Raw genomic sequence first — 15880 nt, 5'->3', positions numbered from 1 at the left:
CGCCCTCGCACTCCTCAACGACGGCAATCACCTTAAAGTCCCCGCCTCGACGGGTGACGTCAGCCCGCATTCCGTAGCACGCTTGCGACAATCGGGCCGGCCGCGTCGATGCCGTGTCCACCGTCCTGGGTCATCGCGGCGGCGGCCACGTCACCGCGGTAACCGGTGAACCAGCTGTTGGACCTCGACTGCCCGTCGACCTCGGCCGAGCCCGTCTTGGCGCCGATGTCGCCGCTCAGCCCGGCCATCACACCGGCCGCCGTGCCGCTGCGCGCGGTGCGGTTCATCATGGCCCGCAGCTGCCCGACCGTGCTCTGCGACAGCCCGCGCGCGTGTGCCGCCGCGCGGTGGTCCAGGCTCAGCGGCACGATCACCGGCTGGCGGAAGGTGCCGGTCATCGCGGTCGCCGTGACGGACGCCATGTTCAGCGGGTTCATCTGGACCTGGCCCTGCCCGATCAGGTTGGCCGCGGTGTCCGGGCCGCCGGAGGCCGGGACCCGGCCGTCGAAGGAGGGCACGCCCACCTTCCAGTCCTGCCCGATGCCGAACCGCTCCTCGGCCTCCTTGGTGAGGGAGTCCACCCGCACGGAGTCCGCGAACTTCACGAACGCGGTGTTGCAGGAGCGGGCGAAGCTCTCGGAGAGGGTGGCGTGCTCGTTGGGCGCCAGGTCCTTGAGGTTCTGGAAGGTCTGGCTCTGCCAGACGGCCGTCGCCGGGCAGGGTGCCGGGCCGCTCGCCGTCGTCAGCCCGGTGTCGATGAGGGTCGCCGCGCTGACGATCTTCATGGTGGAGCCGGGGGCGAGGGTGCCGAGGAAGGCCGCGTCGAAGCCGTCCCTCCGGTGGTTGGCGACCGCCAGGACCTCGCCCGTGCTGGGCTTGACGGCCACGACGGACGACTCGGCGTACTTCTGCACGGCCGTCTCGGCCGCCGCCTGCGCGCTCGCGCTGAGCGTCGTCCGCAGCCTGCCCGGCCGGCCCTTGGCCAGGGTGAGGAGCGGGGTGTCGGCGGCGCTCCCCTCGTGCCGGATCGCCAGCTCCACCCCGGGCCGCCCGCCCGCCGTGTCGCCGTACCGCGCGCGCAGCTCGTCCAGCACGGTGCCGAGGGAGGGGTACTTCTCCTTCGACAGGACCGTGCCGTCGCGGTCCACGGCCTCGACGGGCGGGTCCGCCGCCTTCCCGGTGACGAGCGTGTCGCCCTTCTCCAGCCGCGGATGGATCACGGAGGGCTGCCAGTCGACCAACGCGCGGTGCGAGGTCTCGCCGCGGACGACCGACAGGCTGCTCGCGTAGGAGAGCGGCCTGGAGGTGCCGTCGTAGGACACCGTCGCCTCGACCGTGAACGGCACCCTCGTGCCGGTGGCCGTGCCCGGCGTGATGTGCACATGGGTGATGTGCGCGTCGTCGCCGTAGGCGGTCAGCAGGGCCCGCGCGGCGTCCGGGTAGTTCGTGTACGACGCCGCGGCCGGCGCGTCGCCCTTCTCCCAGGCGGCGAAGAACGTGCCCGTGGTCTCCTTCACCTCCGCGGCGCTCGGCGGCCCCGTCTTCACGGACACCGCGCCGCCCGTGCCGCCGCCCCCGCCGCCGTGCAGCGCCGAGAGGACGTTGTACGCGCCGTAACCGGCCCCGCCCAGCACCACCGCACACACGGTGCCTATGACGGCACCCTTCACCCCGCTGCGCATGCCGCGCTTCCCCTCCCCGTAGACCCTGTTGAACACGTTCAAAACAGGTTGCCCCAGGCACTGTAAGCGCTTGTGTCACTGCTGTGGCGGATGTTGTCGAAACCGTGATGAAGCCTCAGTGCCTCAGTGCCTCAGGGCCCCATGGCCCCGGGCCCCATGACCCCCTGGCCCCGTGGCGGGCGTTCACCGGGGGACCGAGGTGCCGACACGTGTGATGAGGAGGGCGATGTCGTCCTGCGCGGGGGTCGGAGCGAGGCGGTCGATGAGGGTGTCGGCCAGCTCGTCGAGGGACGGGTGGTCACCGGCGAGGAGGCGGGTGAGCTCATCGAGGCGCTCGTCGAGGTCGTGATCCCGCGCCTCGACGAGCCCGTCGGTGTAGAAGACGAGCACGGTGCCCGGAGCGACGGAGATCTCGGTGGTCGAGTAGGAGATGCCACCGATGCCGAGCGGCGCGCCGGAGGGCAGGTCGATGAGGCGGGCGGTGCCGTCCGGGCTGATCAGGGCGGGCGGGGGGTGTCCGGCCCGGGCCAGCCGGCAGCGGTTCGCCGCGGCGTCGCAGACGCCGTACAGGCAGGTGGCCAGGATCGGGCCGTCGAGGTCCTGCATCGCCTGGTCGAGGTGGTGCAGCAACTGGTCGGGGGACAGGTCCAGGCGGACGAGGGCGCGCAGCGTGCTGCGCATCTGCCCCATGACGGCGGCGGCGGGGATGCCGTGCCCCATGACGTCGCCGATGGCGAGGGCGGCCTTGTCGGGGGTCATGGCGGCCACGTCGTACCAGTCGCCGCCCACCTCGCTGGCGTCGGAGGCGGGCAGGTAGCGGTGGGCGATCTCGATACCGCCGGGCGGGTCGAAGGCGCGGGGCAGCAGGCTTCGCTGCAGCGTCAGAGCCGTGTCGTGCTCGTGGGCGTAGCGCAGGGCGTTGTCGATCGCCACGGCGGCTCTGGCCGCGATCTCCTCGGCGTCGGCCAGCTCGTCCTGCGCGAACGGGCTGGGGTTCTCCGCCCGCCACAGGCCGACCGCACCCAGCAGTGTGCGCCGTGAGGACAGCGGGGCGGTGATCAGCGAGTGCATGCCGTAGTCCAGCAGCCTGCGGGCCTGGTGGCCGTGCCGGGCCTGCCATGCGGAGGCGGTACGAAGGTCCGGCACGAAGGTCGCGTCCGCGCTCGCGAGAGCGATCCGTGAGCCCACGGGGCCGAGCGGCGGGTCGGCACGGACCCCGCCGAGCGCGACGCGGCGAGCCCATCCGTCGTGCTCGGCGAGCGGCTCGTCGACGAGCAGGACGGGCAGGGCCAGATCGACGGTGACGAAGTCGGCGAAGCGCGGGACCAGCACGCGCACCAGTTCCTGTGCGGTCTGCTTCGCGTCGAGCGTCGTGCCGATGGCGATGCTGGCCTCGTACAGCAGCCCGAGACGCGCGTGAGCGTGACGTGCCTGCTCCCGGCTCTCCTCCAGCGAGCGGGCCATGGTGTTGAACGCCGCCCCGAGCTGCCCGATCTCGCCCCGGCCGGTCTCGGGCATCCGCACGGCGAGGTCGCCGCCGGCGAGCCGGGACGCCACGCCGGCCGCCTTGCGGACCGGCCAGACAACGGCCCGGATCAGGTACCCGGCGAAGATCGCGATGAGGAGCATGGAGCCGCTGAGGCCGACCGCGGCCGCCACGACCGCTTCCCGCGCCTCGTCATCGGCCGCGCCTTCACGCGCCGTGATCAGGGCTTCCTGGGTCGCCTCGTACTGGTCGAACTGCTTCCTGAGCGCGTCGACGCGCCGCTTGCCCTCCTGCGTCGAGGCCACCCCGTGGGCCCGGGGATCCCCTCGGCTCGCGGCCGCGACCAGCGGAATCGAGTAGTCGTGGATGAGGGACTCACCGGCCTGCCTGATCTGCAGGGCCAGGCTCTTCTGGCCGGGGGTGGTGCTGAGGCGCACGAGTCGCCGTGCCTGGCCGGAGAACTTGGTCCGGGCGGTCTGCCATGGCTCGAGGAACTGTTTCTCCCCGGTGATGACGAAGCCGCGCTGGCCCGTCTCCAGGTCGACGACGAGTCCCTCGACCGTCCGCGCCTGGGCGAGCGCCGTCTGTGCGTGGCGGTCGGCCGCCGTCGACTCGCCGAGCTCGACGATCGTCCAGAGCAGCATCGTGAAGGCGAGCCCGATCAGCAGGGCGAGCAGTCCACCGGCGACGGCGGTAAGGGGTACCAGCCCCACACGTGCGCGTCTCTTGCGTGGACCCGGCATGCGCATCCCCGTCATCAGCAGGGCGGTCTCGCGGTGAGCTCCGTCCCCTCGAGTCTAGGTGGGGTGCGCCGGACCCGCCGGGGACGCCGCCGGCCCCGGCCCAGCCGGACACGAACGCCCGCCTTCGGCGCCAGTCCCCGCCGGCATCACGCTGTCTTCACGCCCGGCATGATGGCCGCCGACGACGACTTTCATCCAGGCTCAGCCTTCCCAGGTTCGAATCCCGGCGCCGCCACACGGTCTTGCCAAGATCAATGGTCTCCATTGTTCCGCCCATCCGCACGTGCTGAACTGGCTCGCGTATGGAGGCCACAGAAAGGGCTGGCACATGACCGGGGTCCTCAGCACAGGGTGGGACAGTGTGCGGCAGCGAGCCAGGCTGAGCGCCCAAGCCCCCGGGGCCACCGCCCCAATGGAGCGGCTGACCGCGTTCAAGCGGGCAGAGCTGCTCGGGCGGCTGCGCTGGGAAGTCATCCAGGGCGGCTCTCTGTTCCTGACCTATCCCCAACTGCTCGATGGCGCCGTCTTCGCTGTGCTGCGGCCCGCCGCACTCCTCGATGAGTTGGCGATCCGCGCGATCGGTGGCGGCGCGGTGCTGCCGATCCGGGTGAACTCGCGGAACGCAAACCTGGCCGCACAACTGATCGCGATGCTCTCGACCGGTTTCCTCTTCTCCTCCCTCCCGATCCCTGACGAGCAATGCCTGCGGCTCCAGCAGGAGTTGGCTGTCCACGCGGACGTGGAGGCTGCGGCCGCATCCCTCGCGGCGGAGGGGCCAGTCGGCGTGGCGGACCAGTTGTTGGCGGTGACAGGCGTCCTCGACACTCCGCTACGGCGGCGCACAGTCGCCCGGTGGGGCGACTGGCTGGAGGCCGCCGAGCGTGGCCTGCTGGAGGTCAGCGCCCTGGCGCCGGCCGACTATGCAACCGCGTACGCCCTGCGGCCCCCGCCGCGCCCGGAGGAAGTGGCCAGTCATGAGGGCCGGGCGGTGCTTGCTGCCTGGACCAGCGGGGAGTTCGACGTGAACGGGCTGCCTAACCGTAGCCGCCTGTACGAGAGCCTCGACCCCCTGCTGCGCTCCGGTGACCCCCTGGCCCAAACGGATGCAAAGACACTGCGCGAGTCCTTCGACGAGACGTACTACCGAGCCATCGCGGCGAGCGAAGGCTGCCTGCTTGGGCTGGCCTCGCCTCGCCGCGGCATCCGGCGCCGCGAAGCAGCGACGCTCGTGGACCAGACACCGGTCGTGATCTATCCGACCCGGTTCGAACTGCGGCTCGGCCTGATGAGCGGTGAGCAATGGCAGCGTTACACGGATGAGGCAGCCGATGCCCTCACCAGTTGGTGGCACCGGCGGGACCTCACTGCACTGCAGGAGGTGGGCGACTTGCTCGCCGCCCGTACGAAAGAGCCACCGTCCGGTGGCGTGGACGAGGTGCCGGTGACCCGACTCCAACGGTTCACACAGAGTGCACGTGGGGTTACCGCGCAGATGGTTGCGGGCGGCGGAATGAGCCTGGCGACCAGCCTGCTCGGCGAGGGGACGCCTGGAGTGTTCGCCGCTGGCGCAGGTGGGGCGCTCGCGCCGGTCGTCGTTGCGGCCGTAGCAGCCGGGGTGACCCGCCTGACCGACTTCCGAGGACGATACGACGTGATAGAGGTCCCTGGGGTGCTGGGAAGGAGGGCCTGATGGAGACTGAGGCGCCACGCACGCACACCCGCAAGGCATACACCGATGCTGACGGCGGCCGATGGTGCGAGGTCTACATCGATACCTATCGCTTGCCCTCCGGCACCGAGACCGTCCGGCACCGCATCCGCGTTGGCGGTGGCCGCACAGGAGTCGTGGTGCTGGCCCGACGAGGTGACGACATTCTGCTGGTCCGCCAGTGGCGACCGACGGTCGGCCGGTGGGCCTGGGAACTTCCGCGCGGCTTTGGCGAAACAGATCCTGTCTCGGACGCGCTGCGCGAACTTGTCGAGGAGACGGGGCTGGTGGGTTCCACAGTGGTTGTAGTGGCGTACCTGGACGTCGACTCCGGCATGCTGGAGAACGAGGTTGCCGTCGCGGAGGTCTCGGTTCAGGGTGACGCACCACTGCGTCCCAGCTCAGCCGGTGACGGCGAGATTGCCGCGGCGCGCTGGTGGAGTCCACACGAAATCGCACAGGCGATCCGTGCGGGAGAGTTGCGGGACGGCTTCACGCTTGCCGCGCTCGGGGCATCCAGCGCGGCCCGAGGGTAGGTGAAGTGCTGCTTGACAGGGATGGCTTCTTCTCCGGGCGCCCCGAGACCGCCGGAGTCCTCATCTGTGGGACACGGTGACGTCAAGCGGTTGAAAGCGCAGCCCAGACGCTGGCCATCGCGCGGTCTGTAAATCTGCCGTGGTGCCGTAGCCGGGCCGTCTCGGGGCCGTCCGAGGGCGGCCGGTAGTAGCCACTGACGACCGACAACGACCACGAGGGCGCGGCCGGCCGCCGCGCCCTCGTGGCGGGTCCGCCCGGCTAGACCCAGGTGTCCAGCCACATCCGCGAGCGCCACTGGTCCATCGGGATCGCCTCGCCCGTGAACAGGGGCCAGAAGTAGATGAAGTTCCAGGCGATCAGCAGCACCAGCACGCCCGCCGCCGACGCGCCGACCACGCGGCGGGTGTCGCTGGAGCCCGGTGGGCCGACGATCGCGCCGATCATCATCGCCACCGCCAGGCACAGGAACGGCACGAAGACGACCGCGTAGAAGAGGAAGATCGTCCGCTCCTGGTACAGGAACCACGGCAGATAGCCGGCCGCGATGCCGCAGGCGATCGCGCCCGCCCGCCAGTCGCGGCGGAACGCCCAGCGCCACAGCACGTACAGGATCGCGAAACAGGCCGCCCACCACAGCAGCGGCGTGCCGATCGCCAGCACCTCCCGGGCGCACTTCTGGCCCGCGTCCGCCGGGCAGCCGTCGGCGCCGGGGTTGGGGGACTCGTAGAAGTACGACACCGGGCGGCCCAGCACGATCCAGCTCCACGGGTTGGACTGGTAGGTGTGCGGGGACGTCAGCCCGACGTGGAACTCGTACACCTCGTGCTCGTAGTGCCACAGGCTGCGCAGCCAGTCCGGCAGGAAGGTCCAGCCGCCGCCCTTGCCGTCGGTGGCCGCCCAGTTGCGGAAGTAGCCGCCGCTGCCGTTCGTGGGGGAGAGGATCCAGCCGGTCCAGGAGGCCACGTAGACGACGATCGCCACCGGGACCGTCGCCACGAAGGCGAGGCCGGTGTCGTACTTCAGGACCGCCAGGTACGGATGCCGGGCACCGGCCACCTTCCGCGCGCCGACGTCCCACAGCACCGCCATCACACAGAACGCGGCCAGGATGTACAGGCCGTTCCACTTCGTGCCGATCGCCAGACCCAGCATCAGCCCGGCCGCCCAGCGCCAGGGGCGCAGCCCGAAGCGGAAGGTGTCGCCGACGTGCACGTCCGGGCGGACGCGCCCGTCGGGGCCGGCGGGCAGCGCGGCGGCGATTTTCTCCCGTGACCTGTCCCGGTCGACGACCAGACAGCCGAACGCGGCCAGCACGAAGAACATCAGCACGCCGTCGAGCAGCGAGGTCCGGCTCATCACGAAGTGCAGGCCGTCCACCGCCATCAGCGCGCCCGCCAGGCAGCCGAGGAACGTCGAGCGGAAGATCCGCCGCCCGATCCGGCACAGCAGCAGCACGGACAGGGTGCCCAGCAGCGCGGTCATGAAGCGCCAGCCGAACGGGTCGAACCCGAAGAGCAGTTCGCCCAGCCCGATCACGTACTTGCCGACCGGCGGGTGCACGACGTAGGCCGCGTCCGTCGGGATCGCCAGATGGCCGTGCGTCTGCAGGACGAGGTCGTTGGCGTTCTTGTCCCAGTTGACCTCGTAGCCGCGGTGCACGAGCGCCCAGGCGTCCTTGGCGTAGTACGTCTCGTCGAATATCACCGCGCGCGGGCTGCCCAGGTTCCAGAACCGCATCAGGCCCGCCATCAGCGTCACCAGCAGCGGCCCGCCCCAGCCCGACCAGCGCCGGATCCGGTCGGCGAGGACCGGCGAGGCGCCGAGTGCCGCCCACAGCCGGGAGCTCGGCTCGGCGTACGGGGGCACCAGCCGGTCCCGTACGTCGCCCGCCGGCGCGTCCTCGGCCGGTGTGTACCCGAATCGGCGCAGCCGCCGCTGCCACGACGGCTGCTCGTCGTGCGGTGCCTGGCCCTGCCGGAGGTCCATGGAGGACGCGGTACTGGTCACCGCGCCATCGTAGGGAACGGTGCTGTGGGAGTCCCGTGCATGTGGGGTACCGATCGGGATGCGGCCGTTTTCCCCCGGTGAGACGGCCCTGGGAGGATGGGGGCGTGACTGGAACCCTTGTCCTGGCAGGTACCCCCATCGGTGACATCGCGGACGCGCCGCCCCGGCTGGCCGAGGAGCTGGCCGGCGCCGACGTGGTGGCCGCGGAGGACACCCGGCGGCTGCGCCGGCTCACCCAGGCGCTGGGCGTGACCCCCAAGGGGCGCGTGGTGTCGTACTTCGAGGGCAACGAATCCGCCCGCACGCCCGAGCTGGTGCAGGAACTGGCCGGCGGCGCGCGTGTGCTGCTCGTCACGGACGCCGGCATGCCGTCGGTCTCCGACCCCGGGTACCGGCTGGTGGCGGCGGCCGTCGAGCAGGACATCCGGGTGACCGCCGTACCGGGTCCGTCCGCCGTGCTCACCGCGCTCGCCCTGTCCGGGCTGCCCGTCGACCGGTTCTGCTTCGAGGGCTTCCTGCCGCGCAAGGCGGGCGAGCGGCTGTCCCGGCTGCGGGAGGTCGCGGCCGAGCGGCGCACGCTGGTCTACTTCGAGGCCCCGCACCGGCTCGACGACACCCTCGCCGCCATGGCGGAGGTCTTCGGCGCGGACCGGCGGGCCGCCGTCTGCCGCGAGCTGACCAAGACGTACGAGGAGGTACGGCGCGGTCCGCTGGCCGAGCTGGCGGAGTGGGCCGCGCAGGGCGTGCGCGGGGAGATCACCGTCGTCGTCGAGGGCGCGCCCGAGACCGGGCCCGAGGAGCTGGACGCGGAGGAGCTGGTCCGCCGGGTGCGGGTGCGGGAGGAGGCGGGGGAGCGGCGCAAGGAGGCGATCGCCGCGGTCGCCGTCGAGGCGGGAGTGCCGAAGCGGGTCGTGTTCGACGCGGTGGTGGCGGCCAAGCGCGCCGGTGGCTGAGCGGCGCGCCGGTGGCTGAGCAGCGCGCCGGGCGCTCGGGAAACCCCCTGTGAGCAGGGCCGTTCTCGTGTGAGCGGACGCGCCATGGGACGGCAAAGGGCTGTCTTCGATGGCAAAGCCCAGCGGGGTGGAAGAGGGCGGTTTCTGCAAGGAACGCCCAAATCGGCTCCAACACTCGACAGCCCTGCTGCGTTCACGCCGGCGGAAGAGTCCACTGGTTGAAGAGACGCCCCGTCGCGGGGCGTTTGTCCAGCGGAACAAGAGGAGCTGGCATGAGTGAGCTCGCAGGGCAGCCCGGCCTCCGTGGTACTGCCACAGCCGTCGTTCACGAGTCGTACGCGTTCGCCTGCATGAGGTGCGGGCACGGCTGGGAGCAGTCGTACGAGATAGAGCACCACACGGACGGCGACGGGCACGAGTTCGTGCTGTACGTGGCCGACGGCCGGGTCGTGCCGTCGCCGCTGAGCCGGCCCAGCTGCCACAACTGCGACGGCCACGTCGTGCGGATCATGCGCGCGGGCCAGGTCTCGTCGGCGCGGGGCGCCGGCCGGCACCACTCCGTGCCGCAGGCGGGCCCGGTCGAGGCACCGCAGGTGCCCGGGCGGACCGAGGAGCCGCACCACTGGCACCTGTCCGACCTCCTCCACCCTTTCCGCAAGGCGGGCTGAGCCTGCTGCGGGGCCCCGCGGGGCGGGCATGGTCCTTTCGTAGGATCGGGGCATGCCTTCGAACGCCGGCCAGAGCCCCAAGGACGACAAGCACACGGCCCCGCCGCTCCCGGCGCCCCTCCAGGTGCCCGTCGCCGACTCGCACACCCACCTCGACATGCAGTCCGGCACGGTCGCGGAGGGCCTCGCCAAGGCCGCGTCGGTGGGCGTGACGACGGTCGTCCAGGTCGGCTGCGACATCAAGGGCTCACGCTGGGCCGCCGAGACGGCCGCCGCGTACGACAGCGTCCACGCCGCGGTCGCCCTGCATCCCAACGAGGCCCCGCGCATCGTCCACGGCGACCCCGACGGATGGTCTCGGCAGGGCGCCCGCGAGCCGGGCGGGGACGCGGCGCTGGACGAGGCCCTCGCCGAGATCGACCGGCTCGCCGGGCTGCCCCAGGTGAAGGGCGTCGGGGAGACGGGACTCGACCACTTCCGCACGGGCCCGGAGGGCAAGGCCGCGCAGGAGCGGTCCTTCCGCGCCCACATCGAGATCGCCAAGCGGCACGGCAAGGCCCTGGTCATCCACGACCGGGACGCCCACGCCGACGTCCTGCGGATCCTGCGGGAGGAGGGCGCCCCCGAGCGCACCGTCTTCCACTGCTACTCCGGCGACGCCGACATGGCCGCGGTCTGCGCCCGCGAGGGCTACTTCATGTCCTTCGCCGGCAACGTCACCTTCAAGAACGCCCAGAACCTGCGCGACGCCCTCGCCGTCGCCCCGCTGGAGCTGGTCCTCGTCGAGACCGACGCGCCGTTCCTGACCCCCGCGCCCTACCGCGGACGGCCGAACGCGCCGTACCTCGTCCCGGTCACGGTCCGCGCGATGGCCGCCGTCCGCGGCATCGACGAGGACGCGCTGGCGACGGCCCTGGGCGCCAACACCGCCCGCGCCTTCGACTACTGAGCACTACAGAGCACTACAGAGCACTACAGAGCACTACTGAAGCACTGCTGAGCACCGCGCAACTGTACGTATCTGCGTCGCTTTGGAGAGTCACGGCCGCTCCGCTAGGTTCTGGTCGCCCGAACCGGACCCCTCTGGCTCCCTGGAGCGTGTCGGCGTGAGCAAGTCGCAGTACGAGACGTACGAGCCGTACGGTCATGACGCCTCCGTGCACACCGCGGAGACCCTGCCCTACGGCCTGTACGAGGACACCTACCGGCCCGCTTACGAGGCCCAGGCGTACTTCGTCACCGAGCCGGTGCCGCCGCGGCGGACGATGACCGTGCCCGTACCGGTGACCGCGGAGGAACCGGAGCCACTCGATGGGGTGACCGGACCGCCCCAGGGGATGGACGGGCGTGCCGCGCGCCGGCGCAGGGCACGCGGTGCCGAGCGCCCGGAGTCCGCGGTGCGCCGCCTGCTGCCGCAGGCGCTGGTGGTGGCCTTCCTGGCCGGCGGCACCACCGCGTTCGTCGCCAAGGACAAGGCGATCGAGCTGAGCGTCGACGGCCGGCCGCGCACCCTGCACACCTTCGCCGACGACGTGAGCGAGCTGCTCGCCGAGCAGGGCGTGCACGTCGGGGCGCACGACATGATCGCGCCCGGCCCCGGCGAGGCCCTCGCCAGCGGGGACGCCGTCGCGGTCCGCTACGGGCGCCCGGTACGGCTCACGCTGGACGGCCGGCGGCACGAGGTGTGGACGACGGCGCACACGGTCGAGGGGGCGCTCGACGAGCTGGGGGTGCGCGCCGAGGGCGCGTATCTGTCGACCTCACGCTCGCAGAGCATCGGACGCGCCGGACTCGCGCTCGACGTGCGCACCGAGCGCGCCGTCACGGTCATGGCGGACGGCCGTACCCGCACCATCCGCACCAACGCGGCCACGGTCCGCGAGGCCGTCGAGGAGGCCGGGATCGTCCTGCACGGCGAGGACACCACCTCCGTCCCGCCCGACAGCTTCCCGCGCGACGGCCAGACGGTGACCGTGCTGCGCATCAGCGGCACCCGGGAGGTGCGCGAGGAGCAGATCCCGTTCGACGTCGAGCGGGTCGAGGACCCCTCCCTCTTCAAGGGCATCGAGGTCGTCGCCCGGCCCGGACAGCCCGGACTGCGGCGGGACACCTACCTGCTGCGCACCGTCAACGGCGTCCGGCAGAAGCCGCGCCGGGAGACCTCCGAGACGGTGCGGGGGCCGCGCAGGCAGCTGGTGAAGGTGGGCACCAAGCCGCTGCCGCCCTCGGTGGACGGCGCCGAGAACCTGAACTGGAGCGCCCTCGCCGCCTGCGAGTCCGGCGGCCGCCCGCACGCGGTCGACCCCTCGGGGACGTACGGCGGGCTCTACCAGTTCGACACCCACACCTGGCACAGCCTCGGCGGCACCGGCCGGCCCCAGGACGCGCCGGCGCAGGAGCAGACGTTCCGCGCGAAGAAGCTGTACGTGAGCCGGGGGGCCAGCCCGTGGCCGCACTGCGGGACGCGGTTGCGCGGCTGATCCGGGGGCCCGCGTGCGCCCCCCTGGCGCCCCGCGGGCCCGGGAGGCACCCCCGGGGCCGGGGGACCTGGCAACCCGGCCCGGTGGACCCCCGTACCCTTGTCCCGTGAGCAGCCCCACCCCCGACGCCCTCCTCGGCCCGGCCGACATCCGTGAGCTGGCGGCAGCGCTCGGTGTCCGTCCCACCAAGCAGCGCGGCCAGAACTTCGTGATCGACGCCAACACGGTCCGCCGTATCGTCCGCACCGCCGAGGTCCGCCCGGACGACGTGGTCGTCGAGGTCGGCCCGGGGCTCGGCTCCCTCACCCTCGCGTTGCTGGAGGCCGCCGACCGGGTCACGGCCGTCGAGATCGACGACGTCCTCGCCGCCGCCCTCCCCGCGACCATCGGCGCGCGCATGCCGGCCCGCGCCGACCGGTTCGCGCTGGTCCACTCCGACGCGATGCACGTCACCGAGCTGCCCGGCCCCCCGCCGACGGCCCTGGTGGCGAACCTCCCCTACAACGTCGCCGTACCCGTGCTGCTGCACATGCTCGAAACCTTCCCGAGCATCGAGCGCACCCTCGTCATGGTGCAGTCCGAGGTCGCCGACCGGCTCGCCGCCGCCCCCGGCTCGAAGGTGTACGGCGTGCCGTCCGTGAAGGCCAACTGGTACACCGAGGTGAAGCGGGCCGGCGCCATCGGCCGCAACGTCTTCTGGCCCGCGCCGAACGTCGACAGCGGGCTGGTCTCCCTCGTCCGGCGGGCCGAGCCGATCAAGACGACGGCCTCCAGGCGGGAGGTGTTCGCCGTGATCGACGCGGCCTTCGCGCAGCGCCGCAAGACCCTGCGCGCCGCGCTCGCCGGCTGGGCCGGATCCGCCGCCGCCGCCGAGGCGGCCCTGGTCGCCGCCGGGGTCTCGCCGCAGGCGCGCGGGGAGTCGCTGACGGTGGAGGAGTTCGCGTCCATCGCCGAACACAAGGAGTCCGGCACGTGAGCGTCACCGTACGCGTTCCCGCCAAGGTCAACGTCCAGCTCGCGGTCGGCGCCGCCCGCCCCGACGGGTTCCACGACCTCGCCAACGTCTTCCTCGCCGTCGGCCTCTACGACGAGGTCACGGTGACCCCCGCGGACGAGCTCCGGATCACCTGCGAGGGCCCCGGCGCCGACCAGGTACCCCTGGACCGCACCAACCTCGCCGCGCGCGCCGCGCTCGCGCTCGCCGGACGGCGGGGCATCGAACCGGCCGTGCACATCCACATCGCCAAGGACATCCCGGTCGCCGGCGGCATGGCGGGCGGCAGCGCGGACGGCGCGGGCGCGCTGCTCGCCTGCAACACGCTGTGGGGCGCGGGCGCCTCGCGGGCCGAACTGCTCGCGATCTGCGCCGAGCTGGGCAGCGACGTGCCGTTCAGCCTGGTCGGCGGGGCGGCTCTGGGCATCGGGCGGGGCGAGCAGCTGACCGCCCTGGAGACCGGTGGCACCTTCCACTGGGTGTTCGCGATGGCCGAGCGGGGGCTGTCGACCCCGGCGGTCTTCCGCGAGTTCGACCGGCTGGCCGAGGGACGGGAGATTCCGGAGCCGGTGGCTTCGGCGGAACTGCTGGAGGCGCTGGCGAAGGGGGACGCGGACGCGCTGGCCGCCGCCGTCTCCAACGATCTCCAGCCCGCGGCCCTGTCCCTGTTCCCGGAGCTCGCCGACACGCTGGACGCGGGCCGCGGCGCCGGCGCCCTCACCGCGCTGGTCTCGGGATCGGGGCCCACGACCGCCTTCCTCGCGCGCGACCCCGAGGCCGCCGCGAAGATCGCCGACGCTCTCCGCTTCTCCGGCACCTGCCGGACGGTGCGCACGGCGACGGCCCCCGCGCCGGGCGCCACGGTGACCCTTCACGCCTCCGCGCGGTGAGCCACCCGGAGGCCGCCGCGAAGATCGCCGATGCTCTCCGCTCCTCGGGTACCTGCCGGGCGGTGCGCACGGCGACGGCTCCTGCGCCGGGCGCCACGGTGACCCTCCACGCCTCCGTGCGGTGAGCCACCCCGAGGCCGCCGCGAAGATCGCCGATGCTCTCCGCTCCTCGGGTACCTGCCGGACGGTGCGCACGGCGACGGCTCCTGCGCCGGGCGCCACGGTGACCCTTCACGCCTCCGCGCGGTGAGCCACCCCGAGGCCGCCGCGAAGATCGCCGATGCTCTCCGCTCCTCGGGTACCTGCCGGGCAGTGCGCACGGCGACGTGCCCCGCGCCGGGCGCCACGGTGATCGACCATGCCTCCGTGCGGTGAGCGGTAATACGGCTGCGCCGACGGCAGGGGCGCTCTAGGCTCCGCTCCCTCGGCCGCTTCCGGCGCGGGCGGGCAGGGGGGAGCGCACACATGGACACGGGGGAACCGGACCGGCTCGTCGAGGCCGTACGGCGCGGGGACGCCGGACGGGTCCGGGAGCTGCTCCAGGCCGGCGCCGATCCGGACACCGCCGACGGGAGCACGGGCCTGCCGGTGCTGTGCCGGGCGATCGCCGCGGACGACGAGCCGGTCGCCGAGGCCCTGGTGCAGGGCGGGGCCGACCCGCTGCGCCGGCTGCCCGACGGCACCACCCCGCTGCTGCGGGCGATGGACGGCGGCTCGCCGCGGCTCGCCCGGGCCGTCTTCCCCGACATCGCGCTGCGCCCCGGGCCGGCGCGCGAGGAACTGCTCGACCACGCCCGCCGCCTGGCGGGCATCGACCCCGAGGCCGAACTGCGGCGCCGAACCGGCCTGCCGGGCCCGGCCGGGCGGACCCGGCAGCAGGACGACATCGGCTGCTGGTACGAGCGGCTCACCCTCGGCGGCCTGACGCTGTGCGACGGGCACGCGGCCTTCCTCACCGCCCTGGAGGCGAGGCTGCGGCTGCGCACGCCCTTCGCCGAACTGCTCGCACGCGCCCTGACCCGCCCGGACCGCCACCACGAGGTGTGGACGGAATCGATGCTGGCGCTGGGTGCGCGGCTGGACGACGAGACCTGGTCCGAGGCCACCCGGCTCGGCCGCGATCCCGATCCGCTGCTCCGGCTCTTCGCCGCGGACGTGCTGCTGAGCACGATCGTCGCGGACGCCCAGCGCCGCGAGCCCACCCTCCAGGACCGGGCCCGCGAGTTCGTTCCCTGGGCCGAGCGGGAGCGGGACACGGAGGTGCTCGACGTCCTGCTCGACCTTCTGACGTGGATGCGCGGCCCCGAGACCGACGCCATCGGCCTGGCGCACGTGACGCACCCCGACCCCCGGATCCGCAGCCACGTGCCCGAACTGCTGGACGGCGACGAGGACGCGCTGCGCCCGGAGGGCCTGGCCGCCGTCCTCACCCTGGCCCGCGACCCGGACCCCGACGTACGCGACCGCGTCTGCTTCTGGTTGTCGCACTACCGGGGCCGCGAGCCGGAGACCGGGAACGTACTGGTGGAGCTCACGCACGACGAGCGGCAGCGCACGCGCGCGTACGCGGTCGCGGCCCTGGCCCACCGCGACGACCCGCGCTGCGTGGAGCTCGAACACCGCATCGGACCCCTGGAGCCCGGCATGGACGCCGAATCGTTGCCGCTGCTGGCGGTCTGGTACCACCAGCGGCGTGGGAAGGAGCAGAAGGACGACGGCTGACCTCCGACTA

At 72.7% G+C, this 15880-nt stretch carries 12 protein-coding genes and 1 pseudogene; 10 read left to right on the top strand and 3 right to left on the bottom strand.

Annotation, left to right across the window (positions count from 1 at the left end):
- Positions 1–59: 59 nt before the first annotated feature.
- Positions 60–1682, bottom strand: coding sequence for a penicillin-binding transpeptidase domain-containing protein (locus AB0N17_RS10585; RefSeq protein ID WP_366010802.1), 1623 nt, complete (start codon positions 1680–1682; stop codon positions 60–62).
- 183 nt (positions 1683–1865) lie between these two features.
- The gene (locus AB0N17_RS10580; protein WP_366010801.1) at positions 1866–3881 is read right to left on the bottom strand and encodes a SpoIIE family protein phosphatase; all 2016 of its coding nucleotides are present in this window, start codon (positions 3879–3881) and stop codon (positions 1866–1868) included.
- Positions 3882–4323: 442 nt separating this feature from the next.
- On the opposite strand from AB0N17_RS10580, the gene AB0N17_RS10575 reads away from it, so the two are divergent.
- Both AB0N17_RS10575 and AB0N17_RS10570 read left to right on the top strand, forming a co-directional pair.
- Positions 4324–5601: a hypothetical protein gene (locus AB0N17_RS10575; protein ID WP_366010800.1), complete on the top strand. Its 1278-nt coding sequence runs from the start codon at positions 4324–4326 to the stop codon at positions 5599–5601.
- Entirely contained in the window at positions 5601–6155 is a 555-nt protein-coding gene (locus AB0N17_RS10570; RefSeq protein WP_366010799.1) for an NUDIX hydrolase, read from the top strand. Before AB0N17_RS10575 ends, AB0N17_RS10570 begins: the two co-directional genes overlap by 1 nt.
- 259 nt (positions 6156–6414) lie before the next feature.
- On the opposite strand, the gene AB0N17_RS10565 is transcribed toward AB0N17_RS10570, so the two are convergent.
- Positions 6415–8163, bottom strand: a complete 1749-nt coding sequence (locus AB0N17_RS10565; protein ID WP_366010798.1) for a phospholipid carrier-dependent glycosyltransferase — start codon at positions 8161–8163, stop codon at positions 6415–6417.
- A 104-nt stretch (positions 8164–8267) separates the two neighbouring features.
- Between AB0N17_RS10565 and rsmI the strand changes: the two genes are divergently transcribed.
- The 8 genes and pseudogenes from rsmI (at position 8268) to AB0N17_RS10525 (ending at position 15870) form a co-directional block, all read left to right on the top strand.
- The gene (gene rsmI / locus AB0N17_RS10560) at positions 8268–9116 is read left to right on the top strand and encodes a 16S rRNA (cytidine(1402)-2'-O)-methyltransferase (RefSeq protein WP_366010797.1); all 849 of its coding nucleotides are present in this window, start codon (positions 8268–8270) and stop codon (positions 9114–9116) included.
- Between the two features lie 272 nt (positions 9117–9388).
- Entirely contained in the window at positions 9389–9784 is a 396-nt protein-coding gene (locus AB0N17_RS10555) for a hypothetical protein (RefSeq protein WP_366010796.1), read from the top strand.
- A 52-nt stretch (positions 9785–9836) separates the two neighbouring features.
- Positions 9837–10733, top strand: a complete 897-nt coding sequence (locus AB0N17_RS10550) for a TatD family hydrolase (protein WP_366010795.1) — start codon at positions 9837–9839, stop codon at positions 10731–10733.
- Positions 10734–10890: 157 nt separating this feature from the next.
- On the top strand, positions 10891–12264 hold the full coding sequence (locus tag AB0N17_RS10545) for a ubiquitin-like domain-containing protein (protein WP_366010794.1): 1374 nt from the start codon (positions 10891–10893) through the stop codon (positions 12262–12264).
- 106 nt (positions 12265–12370) lie between these two features.
- Positions 12371–13240: a 16S rRNA (adenine(1518)-N(6)/adenine(1519)-N(6))-dimethyltransferase RsmA gene (gene rsmA / locus AB0N17_RS10540; protein ID WP_366010793.1), complete on the top strand. Its 870-nt coding sequence runs from the start codon at positions 12371–12373 to the stop codon at positions 13238–13240.
- A complete protein-coding gene (locus AB0N17_RS10535) occupies positions 13237–14148 on the top strand; it encodes a 4-(cytidine 5'-diphospho)-2-C-methyl-D-erythritol kinase (RefSeq protein ID WP_366010792.1) in 912 nt (303 codons plus the stop codon). The genes rsmA and AB0N17_RS10535 overlap by 4 nt, the downstream gene beginning before the upstream one ends.
- 130 nt (positions 14149–14278) lie before the next feature.
- Positions 14279–14398: pseudogene (locus tag AB0N17_RS10530) on the top strand (4-(cytidine 5'-diphospho)-2-C-methyl-D-erythritol kinase); the annotation flags it as partial.
- 215 nt (positions 14399–14613) lie between these two features.
- Positions 14614–15870: a hypothetical protein gene (locus AB0N17_RS10525; RefSeq protein WP_366010791.1), complete on the top strand. Its 1257-nt coding sequence runs from the start codon at positions 14614–14616 to the stop codon at positions 15868–15870.
- Positions 15871–15880: the final 10 nt, after the last annotated feature.

This window comes from Streptomyces sp. NPDC051133 (genome assembly GCF_040682635.1).
Classification (GTDB): Bacteria; Actinomycetota; Actinomycetes; order Streptomycetales; family Streptomycetaceae; genus Streptomyces.
The sequence above is the reverse complement of the archived record's forward strand: the minus strand, read 5'-3'. Positions and strand labels throughout refer to the sequence as shown.

Excerpts from the sequence above, each read along its gene's own strand:
- AB0N17_RS10585 (WP_366010802.1), bottom strand. The coding sequence starts at position 1,682 with ATGCGCAGCGGGGTGAAGGGTGCCGTCATAGGCACCGTGTGTGCGGTG.
- AB0N17_RS10575 (WP_366010800.1), top strand. The coding sequence starts at position 4,324 with ATGGAGCGGCTGACCGCGTTCAAGCGGGCAGAGCTGCTCGGGCGGCTG.
- AB0N17_RS10570 (WP_366010799.1), top strand. The coding sequence starts at position 5,601 with ATGGAGACTGAGGCGCCACGCACGCACACCCGCAAGGCATACACCGAT.
- AB0N17_RS10555 (WP_366010796.1), top strand. The coding sequence starts at position 9,389 with ATGAGTGAGCTCGCAGGGCAGCCCGGCCTCCGTGGTACTGCCACAGCC.
- AB0N17_RS10550 (WP_366010795.1), top strand. The coding sequence starts at position 9,837 with ATGCCTTCGAACGCCGGCCAGAGCCCCAAGGACGACAAGCACACGGCC.
- AB0N17_RS10525 (WP_366010791.1), top strand. The coding sequence starts at position 14,614 with ATGGACACGGGGGAACCGGACCGGCTCGTCGAGGCCGTACGGCGCGGG.